Consider the following 22,904-nt stretch of genomic DNA (forward strand, 5'->3'; position numbering starts at 1 on the left):
TAAATTAAATTGCTAAATAATCTCCTCTACGGAAAATACTACTCTAAAGCCACAAACTCTCAGCCCACCGTCTGACTCATTCCAGCTACGGCTAGCGCTGCGACACAGTTCTGCGTTGAAACTCCAAGAACCACCGCGTAGTACCCGGCGATTAATATCACCGCCAACTTCCCAAGCTGTTCCATCTGAGGGCGCATCGTTGTAATTGTTGTGCCATGCATCAGCACACCATTCCCAAACTAGCCCGTGCATATCGTACAATCCAAAGGCGTTGGCGACTTCAAAACTACCGACGTTGGTTGTTTCTTTACGGAATTTGCTTTTTGGTTCGATAGTGCAACTGACTAACTCAGAGGTAATGGTTTCGCCAAAGTGGAAGGATGTTGTAGTTCCAGCCCGACAAGCATATTCCCATTCAGCTTCACTTGGTAAACGATAGTCGCGTCCAGTTTTTTCTGATAGTCTGAGACAGAATTCTACAGCCTCATACCAAGATACATTTTCTACTGGTCTATCTAGACCTTTGAATTTCGATGGATGGGGATTTAAAGCTTGTTTAACTTTGGGTAAAGCTGCTACTACTCTCCACTGTGCTTGAGTTACGGGAAATTTCCCCATAAAAAATGGTTCAACGGTAACTTGATGCCGAGGACGTTCGTCAGCATCTCCTTCAAACTCTGGTGAACCCATCATATAAGTACCACCAGGAATCGATACCATTTCTAATGTGACAGATTTACCCAATTCTTCGGCAAAGAAGTTTGCATTGCAACTCATGCGATTTACTTCTCTACCACCTGTGTCTACTGTCACTACGTCAAATTCAAAGGTTTCTAAGGGTGGTAATGGTACGATTACTTTTTGTGGTAGCGGCGGTAATATAGGTTGGGACATCGAAACAATTTTAAGGGCAACAGGTTCAATGTTCGATGTTGCAAATTTCAAATCGTTGAGAACTTCTACTGCTGTTTGATATCTTTCGCTCGGTAGATATTTTAGTAATTTATCTAATATTTTTCCTAAGTCGTCGCTAATAGTAATACCTTTTTCTTGTAAACGTTCGCGCCACAACCACTTAGCATTCATTGCATCATAAATAGGATCATTAACCTGTCCAGAAGCATCCTGGAACGGCAAACATCGAGTTAAAAGACGCACACAAGTTACACCCAAAGCATACAAATCACTGCCGTGACAAGCAAATCCAGCCATTTGTTCTGTTGGGGCATAACCAAGGGTATAAATTACTGTAGCTTGTCTTCCTAAACTGGTTTGTGTTACCTGTTTAGCACCGCCAAAGTCAATTAATACTGGTTTTTCATCACTTGCACGACGAATAATGTTTTCTGGTTTGATATCCCGATGAATGACGTTATGGGTATGAATGAATTGCAGTACTGGCAATAAATCAGCTAAAAGTTCCCAAATTTGTGATTCATCATAGATTTGTTGCTGAACTTCTTGTAAGAGAGTTTTTCCTTGAATAAATTCTTGTACGAGATATAAACTAGCACCTTGTTCAAAGTAAGCTAGTAATCTGGGAATTTGGGTGTGATTTTCTCCCAGTTCATACAACCGAAAAGCCTCTTCTTTGAAAAATTCTGCTGCTTTGGTGCGTTGTCCTGTTCCCTGAAATTGTGGGAAAAATTGTTTGATGACGCAAGGCGCGTTTAGTCTGTCTACGTCTTCTGTAGCATAGGTTCTGCTAAATCCACCTTCACCTAAAAGTCTTAATACGCGGTAACGGTTTCTTAGCAGTTTGCCAAAGTTGCTTTGTCCGCAACTCACACAAAATCTATTGCTATCAGAGTTGAATGGATTTGAGCAATTGGGATTTTGGCAGATTTGCATAATGAGGGGGAAATAGCATCTTCTCCAAAGTTAGCCCCAATATTATCTAATTGAAAACAGTTATGTAGAGAAGCGAACACGGAAGTTTATTCATGTGCTTAAAACTATCTTTAACACGAGGATAGAAGGATGAATAAATTATATTTATTTATACCAATTCAATTAATGATTGCAACACATACTTGGGTTAAGACGCGATGAATCGCGTCTCTACAAATGGTGTATTTGTCGCATTCTTTTTTACAATTGGTATTACTTATCTATACTATGACGTTGTGTTAGCAGAAAGTATGGCACATTGCCATAATGTTTGGGCGTTGGGCTTGCCGTAATGCACCCTAAATTTTAATATAGCTGTTGTTCATGAACCAAAAAAGTTCACGAAGAACGAAATTGCCAATAATATTTATTGCAAATTAAAACTCTTATTTAAAAGTTTTCTTCTCTCCAGAGGCGCGAATTAATTCAGCTACAATAGCAACGATCGCAGATACGGAAATTAACATTACACTAAGAGCATTAATATCAGGTTTAACTCCTGTTCTAATCCGGCTAAAAATTTCCATTGGCAGAGTGTTAGAACCGCTACCAGCAGTAAAACTGGAAATGAGAAAGTCATCTAGGCTGAGAACAAAGGCTAAGAGACAACCGGCTACAATTCCAGGCATTAATTCAGGTAGCAATACTTTGATGAAAGCTTGGGTTGGTGTAGCGCCTAAATCTAGTGCTGCTTCTTCTAAGTGAGGATCTAAATTAGTTAGTCGTGAAGCAACCACAAGTCCGACGTAAGCGAGACAAAACACTACATGGGCTGCAACTATCGTCCACAAACTCAAAGGGATTGCAAAGGCGGCTAGACATACTAGGGTAGCCACTGCGATCGCAATATCGGGAATAATTAATGGTAGGTAAGCAATACCCCGATACAATTTCTTACCAGGAAATTCGTAACGCGCCAACCCAACCGCCATCAAGGTTCCCAGCACTGCTGAAACTGCCACTGCACAACCAGCAACGATCATACTGTTTTGCAAAGCTGATAAGATGCGATCGTCACTGAACAACTTGCGATACCAATCGAGAGTGAATCCTTGCCAAGTTGCACTGTAGGGTGACTGATTGAAGCTATAAAAGCCAAGTACCAGTATGGGCAGGTACATGAACACAAATATCAGTAGTGAGAAAACCGCTTGCCATGAGACACGCGGTTTTTTGAGAGATGGAGAGATATTCACGTTTATATATATGATGATTTTTATTGATAGCAATACAAAATATCATATTTTGTGTAATTAGTCAACAACTTAACAGTCAAAAGTATTATGGAATAGGTTTTTTACGGATTTTAAATGGTTGCTCTATTTCCGCCGTGGCGTACTAGTTAATTATTACTTTTAAGAAAATAGATAAAACTTCTAAAAAAATACCACTTCTGATTTCAAACCATCGAATTTACCAAAATCTGTCCTTTGGATGGATGCAGGTTAACCTTTAGAGTACGGAAAGCCGCCCAAAGAGTCTCTACACGCTTTATTCTTTAATTAATATTTGTAAACAAGTTAATTGGCAAGCAATAGCATAGTTTTATCGCCCAATATCACCATTTAGCTTAGATTATAACGATTTTAGGAAGTTTATTTTTATAAAAAAATCCATATTTAAAATTGCCATAAATCATCAAAAAATCATAAATCAGAATATAGCTACCTCTTTAGGGGTGGGTAATTTCCGTACTAGGATAGACAAGGAATATAGAATTAACAGCATAACATTTGAAGGAGATTGTTAAAAAGTTTAGTATCTGAAGTTACTTTCGGATGCCAAGTTAATCAATTACAAGCACTAAAACAACAGAAATAAAAACGTCTAATTCAAGTTTTATCGAACAAAATTTAGGAGTCAGGAGCGGAGCCGGAGACGCTCCTGAATTCTGAATTCTGACTCCTGAATTCTAACTCCTGAATTCTAACTCCTGAATTCTGACTCCTGAATTCTGACTCCTGAATTCTTCTTCAATTTTTAAGAGGTTTATGATGAGAATTGCTCAAGTTGCTCCATTATGGGAAAGAGTTCCACCTCCAGGTTATGGTGGGATAGAGTTGGTAGTAGGGTTACTGACAGATGAATTAGTCCGACGCGGACATGACGTAACCTTATTTGCATCGGGAGATTCTATGAGTCTGGCAAAATTAAGGTCAGTTCATCCCCGTGCCCTCAGACTTGATCCGACTATCAAAGATTTTGGCATTTACGAGATGCTGAATCTAGCTTCGGTGTATGAACGCGCAGAAGAGTTTGATATTATTCACTCCCATATCGGACATGGGGCATTATCTTACGCAAATCTTGTCACAACCCCTACAGTTCACACGTTGCACGGTATTTTTACCCCTGACAACGAAAAGATGTTTAGTTTTGGTAAAAAACAACCCTACGTCAATATTTCCGATTCACAACGAGAACCAAGGTTAGGGTTGAACTGTATAGCAACGGTCTACAACGGGATTGATGTCAGCAGTTATAAGTTTCACTCCCAACCACAAGATCCTCCTTACCTAGCGTTTTTGGGTCGGATATCTCCTGAGAAGGGAGCGCACTTAGCCATAGAAATTGCCAAACAATCTGGTTGGCACTTGAAAATGGCAGGTAAGGTGGATGTCGTTGATGTGGAATACTTTGAGAAAGAAATCAAACCACTGATTGACGGGGAGCAAATTGAGTATCTGGGTGAAGCCAACCATGTTCAAAAAAATGCTCTGATGGGAGGTGCAGTAGCAACTCTATTCCCCATCACTTGGCGGGAACCCTTTGGATTGGTGATGGTGGAGTCAATGGCTTCGGGTACGCCAGTGATTGCAATGAAATTGGGGTCTACTGAAGAGGTAATTTCCCACGGCAAGACGGGTTTCCTCTGCAATAATATTCAAGAATGCATTAGTGCTATCGATCGCGTCATAGAGTTAGACCGCTATGCCTGTCGTCAGTATGTCGAAAATCTTTTCAGCGTTGAACACATGACTGATGGTTATGAGGCAGTTTATCAACAAATAATCGCAGAACGATTTTCTCAGAATGGGCATTTTCGCAATTTGGTTGAGTTAGCTGATCGCATTTAAATACCTATTCATGTGGTTTTACAGCCCTGGCGAAGGTCATTCAGGGCTAAACAAACAAAGCCCACCTCCGTGGGCTAATATGAAATCAAGCTTTTTCTCAAAAAATTCGCTGCATCTACCAATTAGCAATTGCTAAAAGTAAATAAAGACTACTACCAAATTAGGCGATCGCTCCATTTTTCTACAGTTCTAGCACTCACTCCTGGAACTCGTTCTAAGTCTTGCAAAGATGTAAATTTTTGCTGTTGACGGCTAAGAATTATCCGCTGCGCTAATTTCTTCCCAACACCAGGGAGAGTTGCTAATTCTTCCAAAGTTGCAGTGTTAATATTTAGTTGTTTAATTGCTTGTGGTTCACTTGATGAAGAAGTTTTTATTTGGGGACACCGTGTTTGTTCTAATTTGATTTTTTCTTGAATTGCTGGTGGTAAGCCCGGTTTCACTTTGATATAAAGACGAGCAAATTCTCGCACATAATGAGCAGCAATGATGGGATTTTCAATCACTACAAGTGTCTCATCGTTACCATAATTAGCGGCATCTGACCAATTATGAGAACCTGTAATTACTGTTGTACCATCAATAACACCAAATTTGTGATGTAATAGATCACCTTTGGGTAATAGAGGTACGCCTACAGTAGTAATTGGATTAGTCCAAGGATGGTTGTCAACTTCATATTTACATTTATTACTGAGAGCAACCCCCATCATATCCAATGCTTCACTATAGGGACGATAGGCAAATTGTGGTTCAATTAAAGCGCGAATTTGGACACTTTGTTGATGGCGTTTTTCTAAAATATTTGCAAGCCGCTGATCGGAAAACACAAATAATGCCAAATCGGTAGATTTAGTTGCGGAATCTAAAGTTTTGCCAATTAAACCATTACTACTGTTACTCCAAGGTTGAGTTGGAGAAGTAGGCGAAAATTGTACAGTAATTTGGGTGTTACCTAAAGTTATTTGTTTAGGTAAACGCATCGGTTTTTGCAAACCAAATCGACTATCTGGCTGACCTTCTGGCCCGTCACCCCACATAATGTTAAACTCTTCTGTAAATAAAGATGCTAATTCTGGACTGTCAATTTGCAATAAGTTATTGGCATTTCCTAAAGTGTTGGGATTTGTAAAATCACCAGATGTATCACTTAAAGTAAAATTAGCAGAAGTGATAATTAAAATCCGATTATCCACAATCACAAATTTATGATGCATCAAGCTACTACCTGCTGAACCATCTGCTTGATCATCAATCCAGGGAATTTGGGCATTCTGCAAAATCATCAAAGCATCTCTTTGATTGATTTCTGCTGGACTAAGTTGATTGTCTTGGTTAATATCGATAAATTGGCGAAACTCGTTATAGCGTTCCTGTTCCCTTTTATCTAACTTACCTACTTCGGCAGATGTTAAGCTACTCCAAGGTCGGCTGTAGTTATTTTCTAAAATTATCCTGACTTTTACCCCAGCTTTTTGTCTATCAACTAATGCTTGGGCAACTTTGGGTAAACGTAATTCTTGCACCGCCACATCTACTGTAGATTTAGCCTGTGTAATAGCATCGGCAATCTGTTTTTCTAAATCATCCCCAAGGCGAGTTTGCTGGCGGTAAGATTCTTTGTATTCTGAAGACTCAGAATGGTTAAAGTAAACTTGAACTAATGGGTCTTGTGGTAAGGGTTCTGGACGCTGATTGTAGGACTGGACTCGTTGACAACCAGCAAGGGAGAATATTACTAAAAAGATATATAAAAAATATCTTTGTCTAGAGATAAGTTGCACTGTAATCTGTTAAAAGTGGATTGGGAGTGGACATATTTATCATTCCCAAAATGTTGTGTTCTGAATTAAGTAGAAAAATAGCTTTCCAAGGCAAGGGAAAAATCTATTTCTAGAGGCAGAATTACAAAGATTTTTTCCGGTTTTTTTACTCAAGCTGATCATATCAGCAGTCTATACCAACGTGTGTTCTCACCATTAGCGGTTATATGCAAATTTATCTAGATTACAGCGCCACTACACCTACTCGAAAAGAAGCGATCGCAGTTATGCAAACAATCCTCACTCAACAGTGGGGCAATCCTTCCAGCTTACACGAGTGGGGACAACGGGCTGCAACAGTTGTAGAACAAGCTAGAGTCCAAGTTGCTGGTTTAATTAACGCTGCCAATTCGGAATCTATCATTTTTACCTCTGGCGGCACTGAGGCAGATAATCTAGCAATTATGGGCGTGGTTCGGTTGTATGCTGTTCCTCAACATATAATTATTTCTAGCGTTGAGCATTCCGCAATTTCTGAAACAGTAAGGTTGCTAGAAGTGTGGGGTTGGGAAGTTACGCGCTTGTCTGTGGATATTAAAGGCAGAGTCAACCCCTTGGATTTAAAGGCGGCGTTGCGACACAACACAGTCTTAGTTTCTATAATTTACGGTCAAAGTGAAGTAGGAACGGTGCAACCGATCGCAGAACTGGGTAAAATAGTGCGATCGCATGGTGCTTTGTTCCATACAGATGCGGTGCAAGCTGCGGGACGCTTACCCATAGATGTGCAACAACTTCCTGTAGACTTACTTAGCCTTTCTAGTCATAAAATATATGGGCCTCAAGGTGCTGGGGCGCTATATGTGCGTCCTGGTGTGGATTTGATGCCCCTAGTCAGTGGTGGTGGACAAGAAATGGGATTGCGTTCTGGTACACAAGCAGTACCGATAATTGCCGGATTTGGTATAGCAGCAGAATTAGCAGCCGAAGAATTGCCTACAGAAACACCACGATTGATTGAGTTACGCGATCGCGCCTTTGCCCAATTAGCTGAGATTCCTGGTTTAATTCCTACAGGGGATGCTTGCGATCGCTTACCTCACCATATCAGTCTGTGCCTAGAAAACGCCGATGGCGAAAAACTCAGCGGTAAAGCCTTAGTACGTCAGCTAAACCTTGCAGGCATCGGCATCAGTGCTGGTGCTGCCTGTCACAGTGGTAAACTTAGCCCTAGTCCGATATTGTTAGCGATGGGTTATTCAGAAAAAGCGGCTTTGGGGGGAATTCGCATCACATTGGGGCATGATACCACCGCAGCTGATATAGATTGGACAGTGATGGTATTGAAACAAGTTTTACAGAGACTAACACCGGATTTATCTTTAGTTAAGCGTTAAATCCAATCTTAATAAATTACAGACAACATTGGGGTTGCATATTTGCGGGATGATTTTACTATTATTTGTGGGGTGGGCCGAAAAGCCATTGCTGTCAACTTAACGCGAAACCTCACGTCCGCCAGGGATTGTAAATCCCTGTCTCATAGCTAAAGTCCTCTGAAGAGGACTAAAGAGAAAGAGTGCAAAAATTTTCAGTCTACTTCAGTAGACTTGAGCAATTAGTCAGGGATTTACAATCCCTGGCGGGTGAACAACACCCAATCAGTACGCTATTTTTGGCTTAAGTTGACACCAATGGCATCTTGCCCGCCCTGATGATGCAAGTTAAATGCCAATTAGCTTACCTCACACTTATTTCCACACGAAAATAATTCCCATCTGTATCTGGTTGCTTAAAGGCAACCTTTTTGATTTAATGGAAATTAATATCAAGTATTTCTTGGAACTTTATTCAAAATATTATCAATAATCAAGGTAAAAACTCTCCAAGATGATGTTTGTAAACTCTAATTTATGGCTAGCCCTGGCGAGTATAAGTCTCGGCTAAACCAGATAAAATAAGTAAAATTTGCTGTAATATCTTGATTTAGAAAAAACATTATGTTTTAGATGTTAGTCAAGAGTAAAACCAGTTTATGATATTATCGATATATTTAATCAATACGATTATTGATAATTTTGGGTAATAGTTTTAATTCTGGTGGAAGAAAATTATGAAGCGCCGTAAGTTTGTCTATATAGTTGGACTAGCAACTGCTAGTGGGGGATTAGCGATCGCTTGTAATCCTAATCAAACTCCCACCGATACTGCCGAATCGCCTTCAGGGCAAGCTACACCAGCTACGGCTGCTACTGGTGTCTTAGAAAAAGAGCTAGTAATCTACTCAGGACGCAACGAAAAACTCATTGGTGAGCTGATCAAACAATTTGAGCAACAAACCAATGCTAAGGTACAAGTCCGCTACGGCGATACTGCTGAGTTAGCATCAGCAATTTTGGAAGAAGGGGCAAACAGTCCCGCAGATGTCTTCTTCGCCCAAGATGCTAGCGCCCTTGGAGCTATTCAAAAAGCAAATCGAGCAGTACAGTTACCAACATCTCTTCTCAATCAAGTAGATACTACCTATCGTTCACCAGAGGGGAAATGGCTAGGTATTTCGGGGAGAGTGCGTACAGCAGATTACAACTCTAAATTAGTAAAATCAGGGGAATTACCATCGTCTATTTTTGGCTTTACTGAACCGAAATGGAAAGGTAAAATTGGCTGGGCACCTACAAATGGTTCCTTTCAATCCTTTGTCACCGCCTTACGAGTTGCAGAAGGAGAAGACAAGGCTAGGCAATGGTTAGAAGGTATTAAAGCTAACAATGCTAAAGTTTATCCTAATAATACTGCGATCGTAGAAGCCTTATCTCGCGGCGAAATTGCTGTGGGATTTGTCAATCATTATTATCTAGAACGAATCAAACAAGATAATCCTCAAGTTCCTGTGGAGCATCATTTTACCGATGATGTGGGTTCCTTGGTAAATGTCGCAGGTGTAGCAATTCTTAACAGCGCCAAACATCCCAATATTGCTCAAAAGTTTGTCGAATTCATGCTGAATGAAAATGCCCAAAACTACTTTGCTAATCAAACTTTTGAGTATCCTCTAACTTCGGCTGTTGCGCCCAAAGGTAAACTAAAATCTCTCCAAGAAATTAAAAAACAAACTCAAAAAATCGACTTGAGTAATCTTAGCGATTTAGAGACAACACTCAAGCTCATGCAGCAAGTACAAGTCATATAACTTGCTATTGGCTGGAATGCATCTGGCAAAGATAGGAAAAATCTAAATTTTTTGAGAAAGTTTATTGCTTACCAGTACAGGTTAATGGTAAAGGTTGAGAATACCAAGATTATTGCAAAAACTTCCTGGTAAGTATTAAGGTGGAGGATTGGAAATTGAAAAGTTTACCATTGCTGAAAGTTTCAGCGTTAGCTCTAGCTGTAACGCTCGGTTGGGGAATCGGGGTGGCTGTAAATGCCCAAACCAAAACCCTCGTGATCTATTCAGGCAGAGAAGAAAAACTAATTGGCCCCTTAATTGAGAAAGCCAAAAAAGACTTGAATCAGGATATTCAAGTGCGTTATGGCGATACTGCTGAATTAGCGATCGCACTTTTGGAAGAAGGCAAAAATAGCCGTGCAGACTTGTTTTTTGCTCAAGATGCTGGTGCTTTAGGCACTTTGGAGAAAAAACAGGTAACGCTACCAATTGCCTCTAAACTGCTAAACAAGGTTGATTCTCGCTTTCGTTCTGCCAAAGGCCATTGGCTAGGAATTTCCGGACGCGCCCGTGTAATTGACTACAACACAAAGTTAGTTAAACAAGGGGAACTACCGACATCAATTTCGCAGTTAACAGAATCGAAATGGCGCGGTAAAGTCGGCTGGGCACCCACAAACGGCTCATTTCAGTCATTTGTTACGGCAATGCGAGTCTTAGATGGCGATGCAAAGACTCTCCAATGGCTCAAAGCGATGAAAGCTAATGGTGTCAAAGATTACGGTAAAAACTCTGCGATCGTTGAAGCTGTGGGACGTGGAGAAGTTCATCTCGGTTTAGTGAATAATTATTACTTATATCGCTTCAAAAAAGATGATCCTAACTTTCCTGTTGCCCACCATTACACAAGCAAAGATGCAGGATCAATGATTAACGTGGCAGGAGTAGCTATTACGAAAACCACAGATCAAAAAGCTGATGTAGAAGCTTTAATTGATTACCTGCTCAAACAGAGTTCACAAAATTACTTTGCTCAAGAAACTAACGAGTATCCTTTAGTAAAAGGAATCCCAGCGCCATCAAAACAAGTACCAATTAGTAAGCTAAATCCACCCAATGTTAACTTGACAGATTTAGATGATTTGCCAGCAACGTTGAATTTATTACAGCAGGCAGGAGTTTTGTAACAGTTGAAAGCGGTTCGCCCTCCATTATTTCTCACATTATCGGCAGCGGTAGTGGCAATTGCCATTGCCCTGCCATTACTATACTTAGTGATTCGCACCGCAGGTATTGGCGGGGAAGAGTTCTGGGAATTGATTTCTCGTCCCCGCAATATTATGGTTTTTTTCAACAGTGCGGCAATGGCAGCAACGGTAACATTATTTTCCACACTAATTGCCGTACCATTGGCATTTTTAACTGTGCGGACAGACTTACCAGGACGACGTTTCTGGTTAGTGGCGACAACATTACCCTTAGCGGTTCCTAGCTATGTAGGCAGCTTTGCTTTGATTGCAACTTTGGCACCACGGGGTAGTTTTTTGCAGCTGTTGCTTCAACCATTAGGAGTAGAAGAATTACCTTCAATTTATGGTTTTCCTGGGACAGTTTTGGCAATTACTTTGTTTACCTATCCCTATATGCTACTGAGTGTACGTTCTGGATTACAAGGTATTGATCCATCTCTAGAAGAAGCGTCTCGTAGTTTGGGTTATGGTAGTAGAGAAACCTTTTTTAAGGTAGTTTTGCCACAGTTGAAACCATCACTAATTGCAGGTGGATTATTAGTCGCTTTATATGCTTTGCGCGACTTTGGTACACCTTCGCTGATGCGATTTGATGCCTTTACGCGGGCAATTTTTTTACAATATAAAACTAGTTTTAATCGGAACTCAGCCGCAGCCTTATCTTTGATGTTGGTGACATTGGTGCTGCTGATTTTGTGGTTAGAATATCGAATGCGATCGCGGGCAGCTTATTATAGTCGTGGTTCCGCTTCTCTACGTCCACCGAAAATTGTCAAGTTGGGGATTTGGAAATGGCCAGCTTTCGCCTTTTGTCTACTAATTACTAGCTTTGGTGTAGTTTTGCCAGTAGGTATCACCTTATTTTGGCTGATTCGCGGACTTAACGGTGGCTATACTTTCCCCAATTTATTCCCCACCATTCTCAACTCCATTGGCGCGGCTGGATTAGCGGCTTTAGTTACCACCATCTTTGCCTTACCAGTAGCAATTTTAGCAGTCAGATTTCCGAGTAAAATCACCGCCATAATTGAACGCTGTTCTTATATAGGTTTTGGAGTTCCAGGAATAGTTGTTGCCTTATCTTTGGTATTTTTTGGTGCCAACTATCTGCCAGCGCTGTACCAAACTCTGCCGATGCTGATATTTGCATATTTAGTTTTATTTTTACCGCAATCAGTGGGAACAGTCCGCAGTTCGCTTTTGCAAGTCAATCCCCAGCTAGAAGAATCAGCGCGTAGTCTAGGTAGGAATGCTTGGCAAACTTTAAGAGAAGTTACCCTACCTCTAGTACAACCAGGTGTGTTGAGTGGTGCGGTGCTGGTATTTTTAACAGCGATTAAAGAACTACCCGCCACCATGCTGTTAGCGCCTATTGGCTTTAGCACCTTAGCAATGCAAATTTGGCAAGCTACAGAAAATGTAGATTTTGCCGATGCGGCGGCGGCTTCATTAGCGATGCTGTTGGTTTCTATGGGTTCAACTTTATTGGTGCTATCTCAAGAGAACGTCAAAAAAGAGCAAGTCTTGAAGGAGGTAGGAGGCAGTAGGCAGGAGGTAAATCACTTATAGAATTCCACCTCTACTGATTTGAAACTTTTCAAGTAATTGAACTATAGTACTCTCCACTCCCTATGCAACAAGTAATTCTAGATTTACAAAATGTCACCAAGCGGTTTGCAGAAAGTGCCTTTCCTGCTGTAGATAACGTATCTTTGACGTTGCAACAAGGAGATATCTTGGGATTGCTCGGCCCATCCGGTTGTGGTAAAACTACGCTGTTGAGAATGATTGCTGGTTTTGAGCGATCGCAAGTAGGAGAAATTAAACTTGGTGAACAGATAGTTTGTAATAATTCTACTTGCATCCCAGCCGAACAGCGCGACATCGGCGTTGTTTTTCAAGATTATGCCCTGTTTCCCCATCTAAATGTGGCAGAAAATGTGGCTTTTGGGTTGAAACATTTCAGTAAACAGCAAATCCAAAAACGCATAGCCGAAGTCATTAATTTGGTGAGACTCGAAGGCTTAGAAAAACGTTACCCTTATGAACTCTCAGGTGGACAACAGCAAAGAGTTGCACTCGCCCGTGCCTTAGCACCCCAACCCCAACTCATGCTTTTGGATGAACCTTTGAGCAATCTTGATATTCAAGTTAGGTTGCGCTTGCGAGAAGAAGTGCGCGACATTCTCAAAGCGGCGGGTACTTCAGCAATTTTTGTTACCCACGATCAAGAAGAAGCATTAGCTATTTCAGATATAGTGGGTGTGATGCGCCAAGGACATTTAGAGCAATTAGGCACACCAGAAGAAATTTATACTCATCCAGCATCAAGATTTGTCGCCGAATTTGTGACTCAAGCTAATTTCCTTCCCGCCCATCGTCAAGGGAATTTATGGAAAACAGAAATTGGCAGTTTTGAGTTAACAGCAAATCACACCGATGATAGTGGTGAAATCATGATCCGCCAAGAAGATTTTATCTTAAAGCCAGCCACAGATGCGCCCGTAGTCGTCCGCACCCGACGCTTTTTAGGACGTGAGTATCAATATTGTTTACAAACTCCCTCTGGTAAAGAACTCCATGCGCGGACGCTGAAAGATACGGCGTTACCTGTGGGTACAAGAGTAGAGTTATCTATAGCCAGTGATAGTGTAAAGGTTTTTCCACAGTAGATTTTGCTGTTAACTATTTAGACACTAGTACCGCAAGGCGGAATTAAAAATTAAAAATTAAAAATTAAAAATGAAGACAGCGTAAGGGTTTTGTTGATTGGGAATGGGTGGTTTATTTCTGCCGTGCTGTACTAGTTGCTCATGATACTCTCGAAGGCCGTTTCCTCACCCCTATCGAAGACTGTGAAGGACTTGCCGATGCACCTTTGATGCATCGACCCGCACCTTTGATGCATCGACCCGCACCTTTGATGCATCGACCCGCACCTTTGATGCATCGACCCGCACCTTTGATGCATCGACCTGCACCTTTGATGCATCGACCCGCACCTTTGATGCATCGACCCGCACCTTTGATGCATCGACCTGCACCTTTGTTGCATCGGTGAAAAGTCAGTTTAATTGACCTAGCCCTGAGCTTGGTTGAAGAATTTGACTTTGCGCTAAGTAATTTATAAGCTGAGGTTAACTATTTGTTATCTGCTTCGTCTTCAAACAGGATGGTGTTCAGAAGATTCAATTCGCTGGATGCCATAAAATAGCGATCGCTAAAAACTGTTGATTTCTGATGAAACTTTAGGGTAATCCAGCTTGTTGAAAGATTGCGTGAGGGGTAATTTCCAATTCTGGTAGCAAATCATCAGTAATTATTTGATGAGATCGATAAGTAATCGGCAAGGAAGATGGCGCAAATACAGTTACAGTTCTAGCTTTTGTATCAACCACCCAAACACGAGAAACACTAGCTTTCAGATAATCAGTAGCTTTTTCTGCAATTTCACCAAAAGTTTGACCAGGTGAAATGATTTCGATGACTAATTCAGGTGCGACAGGACAAGCTTCGTCTAATAGCCAATCAGCAGGAAGACGGTTATGAGAAATATAGGTCAGATCGGCCACAGGCATCCAATCTTGTTGATTTCGTGTTAGTTTAATTGCCCATTCAATCACAACCCGACCCTTTGCTTGTGCCCATGCAGACAATAGTATAAATAAAGCACCAGTAGTCGAGCTATGAAAAAATTTTGGTGACATTTCATTGTCTTTATATTTGGGTACAGCTTCACCGTTAACAAACTCGTATGTAATATCTTCTGCGGGAAGTGCGAGAAATTCTTCTAGGGTTAGGCGTTGATTAGAAGACTGAACCATAGATGTTATGTGGATAAAAGATGCTTACTTTTAGTTTAGGCGATCGCTAAAATTATCCATAAAGAGACTCCCTATTCCACACCCACTTGAAAGACGTAAATCCCTCAAAATTTTTGGGATTTTGAGGGATTTACTTCGGGGCTATCTATCTTCCGTGTGTTTCCGGTAAAAAAACGGTCAGAACGAATCTGACTGCCATTTCGCCAAACTTCCACTTTTTCTGGAGTGATTAAATAAGAAAAACTGCCATTATTTGCTCGATATCTGTTTTTACCAATATTCAAAGCTGTGATCTTTATAGGCTGACTTCGGTCTTGCTTTAACTGCCCAATATAAAATAACTGACCATTTTCTTCACAGACTTTTACACGAATGCTTGCAGTCTCACCTTCAATAACAGTAATTCCATTACATTTAGTATCAGTGCTTACAGGTGCAAAATCTATGGGAATTGGCTGTGAAGGGGAAACTTGAATTGCTACTGGAGGTGGCGAGACTGGGCGGTTCGGATTATCTATTTGTTGAACTTTAGAACCAGAACCAACGCTTGCAGTTAAGGATGTCAACAGACGCAGGGGGTCAACTGCTATTCGACTATTTGGATAAACTTCAAAGTGTAGATGAGGTGCTGTACTATTGCCTGTAGATCCCATCTCGGCAATAATTTGACCTTGAATGACCTGTTGACCCTTACTCACTAATAAACGGCGATTATGTCCATAAACAGTAATGCTGCCGTCGAGATGTTTAATAGTTATGGCATTGCCTAATCCCCAATTATCCCAACCTGCTTTGACAACTGTACCGGATGCAGCAGCAACAATAGGAGTTCCAGATGCGCCTGCAATATCAATTCCTTCATGTTGATATTTGCGGAAGCCTTGAGAAATAAACCCTTGAGTCGGCCAGATTAAATTAGAAGCAGGGATAGGAGTTTGCCCAATTGGGGAATTGTCTGCTAACTGTGTTAGGGCAGATGTTGCTGTGCAAAATATAGTTGTTAAGGATATTAATCCAATTAGTCCATAAGTAGGGTATCGATAAACGATAACTTTTTTCATAAGTTGCAAGCCTATTAAAACAATAATTCAGACATTTTTTGACTATTTATTGTTTCAAACTGACTCGGAAAACATCAGGAAATTAAATAGGGTGAGTTAAGAAAAGCCTAACCCACCCGACAAAACTAAACAATAGAGAAATTAGCCATTAAAAACGCGACTGCGCCACTTATTCAACCGGGCTTCCCCAATTGTGGCAGACCGTCGAGAATCAGCAACTTGCTCTTGCAAAGCTGCAATCTGTTTTTCTTGAGTGTCAGCTTGCTGTTGCAAAGATGTATATTCGCCTGTACTGGTCACGGAACTGGAAGTCTGCCAACTATTACTAAATTTTGTTGCACCGATGCTGGCAAAGGGTCTTAAGTCTGCTAGTTGTTGTTGCAAAGTTGCAATCTGGCTTTCTTGGTCTTTAATCTTTTGCCGCAAGCCTTGTTCGGCTGCTGTGCGAGCTGCAATAAAGTTATTAACTGGAGTAGCAGCCGTTTCTGGTCTGGGCTTGAATACTTCGGCAAGTATTGCACTAACATCGGTGGGTTTTAGTTTACCGTAAGGAGTGTTGGTAATTAGCGATCGCACCAGTTGAGGTTGATTATTTGTTGCTAGGTTCTGATCACTGCTAGAATTACTCCGCAGCAGTTGTAACATATTGCTAAATTCCAATATCTTTTTGCCTGTTTGGGTTTTATAACCCCGATAATATGGCACTATATTATCCCCAAAGGCGTTTAGATACTCGTCGCTATCAAGATAAGAATCAATATCCGCCTCAAAACCCGACTCATCTAGAATGTTGCTGTGAAGTACCGTCTCAGAGTAGTCATCGGGAGCGCGACCCAACAAATGCTTGAAGTTCAGTTCAATTGCCCGATAGCGATAAACGTTATCAAAAAATCTGGAGCGATACAACTCTGATTTGGCAATTTGACGCACAAACTCACGAACATCGATTATCCCTTGCTTGAGTTGGGATTCTGGAACGACAAGCCGCTCACTTTCCATAATGTAGGCATTACCCAATACTTGCCGATAAACTGCCCGAATGACAATTTCAATGTCATCAACTGAAGCAGTATTCCACAGTTCGATGGGTTCTGTTTGGGGAAATGCTTGATATTGGCGTTGTCTGGTTGCGTCGTCTATGAAGGTCTGCATAATTGAGTTAGTGTGGGTAGAATTGACTAATTTATCAAGTAAAAATAAAATTTCTGGCGTTGCTGAATCAAGGGATGATTCTTGTAGGGTGAGCGACACGAGAGGCCTGAAATACAAGGGACGGGCAAGATGCCATTGGTGTCAACTTAAGCTAGAAATAGCTTCGCTGCGGGCTTCATAACCCGCCAGAGAATGAATTCTCTGGCTCATAGCTAAAGTCTACTGAAGTAGACTGAATATTTTTGGGGATATCTAGTCATCTTCAGATGACTTTAGCTATGAGACAGGGATTTACAATCCCTGGCGGACGTGCGGTTTCGCGTTAAGTTGACACCAATGGCAAGATGCCCATCCCACAAAACTAGCAAAATCATCCCGCAAATATGCAACGCCAAATTTCTATAGTAGGGTGGCAATACTAAATAGCACAGATGTAACACACTCTACTTAAGATTTACTAATTACTAGTTATTGATATTAACTTATCAAGTTTTGGGTAGTTTTTTAGTTACATTTTCTAACAAACTGAGACGGCTAACTGTTAATAACTAATAGCTAATCATGATAAAAAATTAGCAACTAGACATTAACAATTAGCCGTCAACCCCCTTGGGGAGTATTTAAAATTCAAAACTTAATTTTGAATTGGAGTATAGACGCCTGTCAGAAGAATTTCCGCAGGATAATAACCCTTAAACCCGCTCATCAAATTTAGTGTAGAAACCACCGTATTTGATCCAGTATTGTTTCAAAGTATGATGAGGTGTATGTAAACTAGCTTTTGCCTGATATAAAATTACTTGGCGATGATCGCCCATCCAAATTTTATTAACGGGGTCAACGGATATTACTGTTCCTCCTAAAGAAGCAACACATTGAGAAAATCTCTCAATCGTTGTATATTCTAATGTCTCGAATATAAAAAAGTTACCCGAACAAATCAAGTGGCGGCTGCGAATCCAGCAGCGCATCTTTCTTTCAGCCTGTGGAGGTAACATTTTAGCTTTAATAGATTCAAGCTGAATCAACATAATGCGCTCACCGCACGTAATTCATCAGCAAAACTTTCTCGTTTTTCAAAGCGCAATGGCCCAGCAGTTGATCCCCATATTTGCTTGTGGGTTTCAATATCCATACCTTTATCTAGACTTATCCAAGTATGCTCGGTCATTTCTACTTCGCTGACAAGATATGTCTGGCATCCATTGCGCTTAATCAGACATTGATTGCCTGGTTCCACACTGCCTCGAAATATTTCACCTTCTCGTTGAAAAACCATTGAACAGTTATAACGCCGTTCAATACTTTCTGGGGTAATAGTTTTGAGGATATCTAAGTCACGAGCTGCACCTGCATAAAGCATAGGATCTTTCAAGCTGTAATTTTCGATATAAATGCGATCGCCCAAATCGACTAGTTTATGTACTCCCTGACGATAGGGTGTCCATAAATCGTGGTCATAAGCTTGTTCAGAATAAAAACCGATAGCAGAAAAAAACTCTACCGGTAAAGGACGAAAAAAAATGTGAATGTGGGCGTAAAGTTGCGGATTTGCAAAAGATTGCTTGTAATTGCTAAAATCTCCCGCCATCCAACAGGCTAAGGTGAGCAAATCGCTAGCGTTGGTACTAGATTCACTGGGCGCTATCGTCATATTCAACCTCAGAGTGACAAAACTAGATGATTCCTTTTATGTTTTAACCTGATATTTGCTAACTGGTTGAATTTGACAAAGAACGAATTTCGGAAGAAAAGGAAGCTGTTGTTACGCCTTTACCATCACTGGTTTTAATTGTCGCTACCCGAAATCGCAGATTTGGAGTAGCAAACCAAATTTTTTCTTCAGCAGCAGCGAGTTCATACTCTGTCAGCAGGGTAAAAATCCCATCGTCACTCAGATGATATTTCGCCACTGCTGGGATTGTTTCAGCGTATCCCTTATCCCGCAGAAGTTTTCCTATAGAAGAATTTGCGGCATCAGGAATTGGCACCAGCACAGTACTACCAGAAATGGGTTTATCGTCCCAGTCTGACTCACCTTTCCAAGTCATCCGAAAGGGGTGGGTAATACTGGCGGGGTCAGTGTCATACAATTGACAAATTGCTAACACTGCCGGATCATCGGTGGATAGAGATTCAATGTCAATGTCAGACAGGACTTGTTCAAAGTGGGCGAATGCTAAATGATGACCGCTACGCTGCGATCGCCATCGTCCAATTGAAAGTTCAAAGAATTCAGTAATTTCCATTAGAAAAGCAATCTTAAAAAGTAGCTTAAAATCCAAGATGTATCTTGGCTAAAAAGTTATTCTCACTGTCTATATACTAGCCAAGAGTTCTGAGTGCTGAGTGGGGAGTGGGGAGTAGGGAGTTAGGAGTGGGGAGTTAGGAGTGGGGAGTTAGGAGTGGGGAGTTATTATTTCCCCATTCCCCATTCCCCATTCCCCATTCCCCACTCCTAACTCACCTAATTAAGCAACTTCAGTGATACTAATGATTTTGCCACCTGTCCGATGAATGTTTTGCACTTGTCCAGACAGTTGGTTGTAGTTAACTACATATTCGAGGTTGCCCAGACGAGTACGGAGATTAGCTGAACCTTTGACTGCCTTAATCAAGAAGCGTTTGTCGGTACTGCTTACACTAGAACCAGCTACAGGAGCCTTGATGGATGTGGGTAAATTGGAACCGACATCGCTGATCAGTTTGGCTTTGCGATCGCTATCACTACTAGCTACTCCTCTGAGCAAGGTAAAGGTGCGGTTAAAGGTGACATTCTTAATTCCGATTTGGGAGCTTGTGCTGCGAACATAAGGAACAATATTCTCACCAAAATTCTGCTGATATTCGTAGCTATCGATATAGGATTCGATCTCAGCATCATAGCCTTGTTCGTTATAGATGCGGACGTGTTCGGCAATTTCTGCCTGATCAGCAGGAGGACGTCCTAGCAAATGTTTGAAGTTCAGTTCAATGAACCGATATTGGGAAGAAGAGTTGAAAAACAGGGATTGATAAAGTTCTGATTTCGCAACGGTGTTGACGAATTCGCGGACGTTGATTTTGCGATCGCGCAATTGCGATTCAGCGGTGGCTAGTCGCTCACTTTCCAACAAGTGAGCATTGCCCAAAACCTGTTTGTAAACTGCCCGAATCAGTGTTTGTAATTCACTTTCGCTTGTGTTCGGACGCAGTTCAACTCTCGGTGAATCAATAGCCCAAAGTGACATTGAAGTATCTCCTTAAAAACGTTAATTAAATGAAATGTCTGAGCATCCTACCCTTGATAAAGGTAGAATTTCCTATCAGTTGTCAGTTATTTTTGCTACTGACCAGCTTTTGTAAAACTTTAATTTGTGAAAGTGTGTTAAATATCTTCGTATATGACAACTGACGGCAGAATCGATCAAACCCCAAATCAGCGATCGCTTGAGCTAATTGTTGATGAATCAGGACTTACGCAAACAATAGCCAAAACCCTGACTGATTTTTAGGTAGGGGCAATTCATGGAGACATCAAACGGCTTTTTGCAGGGTATTGCCCCAGAGCGCTTCAGAGGGAGTAGGGAACCCACGCCTGGTTGGCGTGGGATTGAAAATTTGGACGCATTATGCCTTGTTGCAAGCAATCTCGGCACAATGACCCACAACTAAAGTTTTTAATGTTTTTCTATCCCTACTCCCTACTCCCTACTCCCTACTCCCTAGTTAACAGGAGTAACACTGGCGATCACACCGCCCTGCTTGTGAATCCGCTGATACTCTTGTGAAAGCTGATTGTATGGCACGAAAAAGACCTGGTTACTGCGACGAAACTTGGAAATGTTATTTACCACATTTGCCTTGTAGCCAGTGACTTCAACCCGGTAGACCTTACCGTTATCACCAGATCCCACACCTTGACGAGTGCGAGGAGTAGATGTTGGGTTGCGGAATGCAGCACCCTTGCTAGCTGGTGAAATTACGGGGGTAGGTGTGCTTTGAATTAGCAAACTGTTCAATTTTGGTTGTTTGCCAGCTAAGTCGCCTTTCAAGCTGCTGCTAGAAGAACCACGTACCAGTTGGAACAAGTGAGTAAACTGAACCAAACTCTGGATAGCTTCGGTTTTGTAGCCCCGAATATAAGGCACAATGTTTTCCCCGAAGGTTTCTTGGTATTCGTCGCTGTCTAGATAGGAATCAATTTCAGCTTCAAAGCCCTTGGTATCCAGAATAGTGCTGTGTACACGCGTTTCTTCCAGATCCAATGGCGCACGACCAAGGAAATGCCTGAAATTTAATTCGATCGCTCGATAGCGGGGTGCGCTATCAAAAAAGCGTGAACGGTAAAGTTCCGACTTCCCAACTTGACGCACAAACTCACGAACGCTAATGTTACCCCGTTTGAGTTGGGATTCAGGAACGGAAAGCCGCTCACTCTCCATTACATAAGCATTGCCTAGAACTTGCTTGTAGACTGATCTAATTACGGTTTCAACTTCCTCATTAGAGCGACTTGGCCACAGATCAATAGGATCGGTGTCTTCAAACAGTGCGACCCCTAATCGTGATGCTGGTCCAAAAGCCATTCAAACTATCTCCCAGTTAACAAATAAATTTTATGAGAAGGATATTCAGCAGATGTTAAAAAACTTTACATCATTGTGACAAAGGAGAGGACATAGAGATTTTAAATCCTTATTAGTCTTGATGATTTTAAGTTTTTGCATCGGTTGCTTTTACATATTGTGATACGATGCTGAAACCATATTTATTAAAATTTGTGAAGCTAGATGATACTTTTAAAGAAAATTTAGCTTTTTTTAGCATTTGATTTGCGATTGGGATACAAGTGATGGTATTGTGTCGTCCCCTTGAGCAAAAGTATTAATCGTGCTGAGTCACCGTTCACCCTTGGCGTCTCCCCTTCTCTACAAGACGCTACGCGAAGGGAGAAGTTTATCTCAATAAGTGGGCAAGAATAAACTAAACTATATTACGCAATGTAAAATTAATTAAAATTGTTTCCTAGTAATAGCTGAAGCTCTGACTACAAACCTTTAATTATTTACGCCCACTTAAATTATCGAATTTGGAAAGTAGCCAATTGGCTGATTAAATGATCAAAATAGGGAGCAAGATTTTGCTGCTGATTGACTGGACAGCGTTTCAAACTAGCAGCCTTGATGCTTTTTAAGCCTAAAAGCATGGCATCCAATGGAACTTGTAATTCCTGATAAAGCAGGTTCATATAGTGCAGTCCGGTGGGATTTGTATACTCAGTGTGGCCACCTGCAATGCTGTATGTAATGCAGCGGAGAAAATGCCAAAAGTCTCGCCAGCAAGCTTGGGCGCGTTCAGGTGGATAAAGACCGCCTCCAGGCTGGATAATTTCGGGATAAGTCGCCAAAACCTGTTCCCTCGCTTCATCAACAATTTCGGCTGCGCGATCGCGTAACAATTGAGCAACAGGAATCAACTCAGAATTATCGGGTGACAAGGTTTTAATCTGCGATAAATCTTCATCGTCCAGGTAACGAAAAGCATCATCCGCAGCTTGGAATATGGCGATCGCTGGTTTTGGATGGGACTGTTCCCACTCAGTAAAGCTGACAATTCTAGCTTTGGCTATTAATTCTTTGACGGTTTCGCTTAATTGAGTCATTAGTTTAGGGGATAGGGCATTGGGCATTGGGCAGACAGGGAACAAGGAGAATAACCTATGCCCAATGCCCTTGA

General features: G+C 41.3%; 19 protein-coding genes. 7 read left to right on the forward strand and 12 right to left on the reverse strand.

Annotated features, from left to right (window positions below; genetic code table 11):
* Positions 1-12: 12 nt before the first annotated feature.
* Together RRG12_RS24615 and RRG12_RS24620 are read right to left on the reverse strand one after the other, a co-directional pair.
* The gene (locus RRG12_RS24615) at positions 13-1,851 is read right to left on the reverse strand and encodes an SUMF1/EgtB/PvdO family nonheme iron enzyme (protein ID WP_420760977.1); all 1,839 of its coding nucleotides are present in this window, start codon (positions 1,849-1,851) and stop codon (positions 13-15) included.
* A gap of 425 nt (positions 1,852-2,276) precedes the next feature.
* Complete coding sequence (locus RRG12_RS24620) at positions 2,277-3,086, reverse strand: ABC transporter permease (protein ID WP_420760978.1); 810 nt, start codon at positions 3,084-3,086, stop codon at positions 2,277-2,279.
* 798 nt (positions 3,087-3,884) lie between these two features.
* Here RRG12_RS24620 and RRG12_RS24625 point away from each other — a divergent pair.
* A complete protein-coding gene (locus RRG12_RS24625) occupies positions 3,885-4,967 on the forward strand; it encodes a glycosyltransferase family 4 protein (protein ID WP_420760983.1) in 1,083 nt (360 codons plus the stop codon).
* 152 nt (positions 4,968-5,119) lie between these two features.
* Here RRG12_RS24625 and RRG12_RS24630 read toward each other — a convergent pair whose 3' ends face one another.
* Complete coding sequence (locus tag RRG12_RS24630; RefSeq protein ID WP_420760979.1) at positions 5,120-6,751, reverse strand: DUF655 domain-containing protein; 1,632 nt, start codon at positions 6,749-6,751, stop codon at positions 5,120-5,122.
* Positions 6,752-6,957: 206 nt separating this feature from the next.
* Between RRG12_RS24630 and RRG12_RS24635 the strand changes: the two genes are divergently transcribed.
* The 6 genes from RRG12_RS24635 to RRG12_RS24660 all read left to right on the forward strand — a co-directional run bounded on the left by RRG12_RS24635 (position 6,958) and on the right by RRG12_RS24660 (position 14,210).
* Positions 6,958-8,127 (forward strand): cysteine desulfurase family protein, encoded by a 1,170-nt coding sequence (locus tag RRG12_RS24635; RefSeq protein WP_420760980.1) that lies wholly within the window; start codon positions 6,958-6,960, stop codon positions 8,125-8,127.
* Between the two features lie 716 nt (positions 8,128-8,843).
* Complete coding sequence (locus RRG12_RS24640) at positions 8,844-9,920, forward strand: iron ABC transporter substrate-binding protein (RefSeq protein WP_420760147.1); 1,077 nt, start codon at positions 8,844-8,846, stop codon at positions 9,918-9,920.
* 155 nt (positions 9,921-10,075) lie between these two features.
* A complete protein-coding gene (locus RRG12_RS24645) occupies positions 10,076-11,086 on the forward strand; it encodes an iron ABC transporter substrate-binding protein (protein WP_420760148.1) in 1,011 nt (336 codons plus the stop codon).
* A 3-nt stretch (positions 11,087-11,089) separates the two neighbouring features.
* Positions 11,090-12,718, forward strand: coding sequence for an ABC transporter permease (locus RRG12_RS24650; protein WP_420760149.1), 1,629 nt, complete (start codon positions 11,090-11,092; stop codon positions 12,716-12,718).
* Between the two features lie 62 nt (positions 12,719-12,780).
* Positions 12,781-13,821 (forward strand): ABC transporter ATP-binding protein, encoded by a 1,041-nt coding sequence (locus tag RRG12_RS24655; RefSeq protein WP_420760150.1) that lies wholly within the window; start codon positions 12,781-12,783, stop codon positions 13,819-13,821.
* A 107-nt stretch (positions 13,822-13,928) separates the two neighbouring features.
* Complete coding sequence (locus tag RRG12_RS24660) at positions 13,929-14,210, forward strand: hypothetical protein (RefSeq protein ID WP_420760981.1); 282 nt, start codon at positions 13,929-13,931, stop codon at positions 14,208-14,210.
* 187 nt (positions 14,211-14,397) lie between these two features.
* On the opposite strand, the gene RRG12_RS24665 is transcribed toward RRG12_RS24660, so the two are convergent.
* The 9 genes from RRG12_RS24665 to RRG12_RS24705 all read right to left on the reverse strand — a co-directional run bounded on the left by RRG12_RS24665 (position 14,398) and on the right by RRG12_RS24705 (position 22,830).
* Positions 14,398-14,973, reverse strand: coding sequence for a Uma2 family endonuclease (locus tag RRG12_RS24665; RefSeq protein WP_420760151.1), 576 nt, complete (start codon positions 14,971-14,973; stop codon positions 14,398-14,400).
* 104 nt (positions 14,974-15,077) lie between these two features.
* A complete protein-coding gene (locus RRG12_RS24670) occupies positions 15,078-16,034 on the reverse strand; it encodes a M23 family metallopeptidase (RefSeq protein WP_420760152.1) in 957 nt (318 codons plus the stop codon).
* A gap of 141 nt (positions 16,035-16,175) precedes the next feature.
* Complete coding sequence (locus tag RRG12_RS24675) at positions 16,176-17,186, reverse strand: phycobilisome rod-core linker polypeptide (protein ID WP_420760153.1); 1,011 nt, start codon at positions 17,184-17,186, stop codon at positions 16,176-16,178.
* Between the two features lie 692 nt (positions 17,187-17,878).
* A complete protein-coding gene (locus tag RRG12_RS24680) occupies positions 17,879-18,217 on the reverse strand; it encodes a CpeR family transcriptional regulator (protein ID WP_069068885.1) in 339 nt (112 codons plus the stop codon).
* Complete coding sequence (locus RRG12_RS24685) at positions 18,211-18,840, reverse strand: chromophore lyase CpcT/CpeT (RefSeq protein WP_420760154.1); 630 nt, start codon at positions 18,838-18,840, stop codon at positions 18,211-18,213. Before RRG12_RS24685 ends, RRG12_RS24680 begins: the two co-directional genes overlap by 7 nt.
* Before the next feature lie 58 nt (positions 18,841-18,898).
* Positions 18,899-19,435: a phycobiliprotein lyase gene (locus tag RRG12_RS24690; RefSeq protein ID WP_069068883.1), complete on the reverse strand. Its 537-nt coding sequence runs from the start codon at positions 19,433-19,435 to the stop codon at positions 18,899-18,901.
* Between the two features lie 222 nt (positions 19,436-19,657).
* Positions 19,658-20,416 (reverse strand): phycobilisome rod-core linker polypeptide, encoded by a 759-nt coding sequence (locus RRG12_RS24695; protein WP_069068882.1) that lies wholly within the window; start codon positions 20,414-20,416, stop codon positions 19,658-19,660.
* A 474-nt stretch (positions 20,417-20,890) separates the two neighbouring features.
* Positions 20,891-21,754, reverse strand: coding sequence for a phycobilisome rod-core linker polypeptide (locus tag RRG12_RS24700; RefSeq protein WP_420760155.1), 864 nt, complete (start codon positions 21,752-21,754; stop codon positions 20,891-20,893).
* Between the two features lie 494 nt (positions 21,755-22,248).
* Positions 22,249-22,830, reverse strand: a complete 582-nt coding sequence (locus tag RRG12_RS24705) for a phycobilisome protein (RefSeq protein ID WP_420760156.1) — start codon at positions 22,828-22,830, stop codon at positions 22,249-22,251.
* Positions 22,831-22,904 lie beyond the last annotated feature (74 nt).

The sequence above is a fragment of the Nostoc sp. CALU 546 genome, assembly GCF_048836525.1.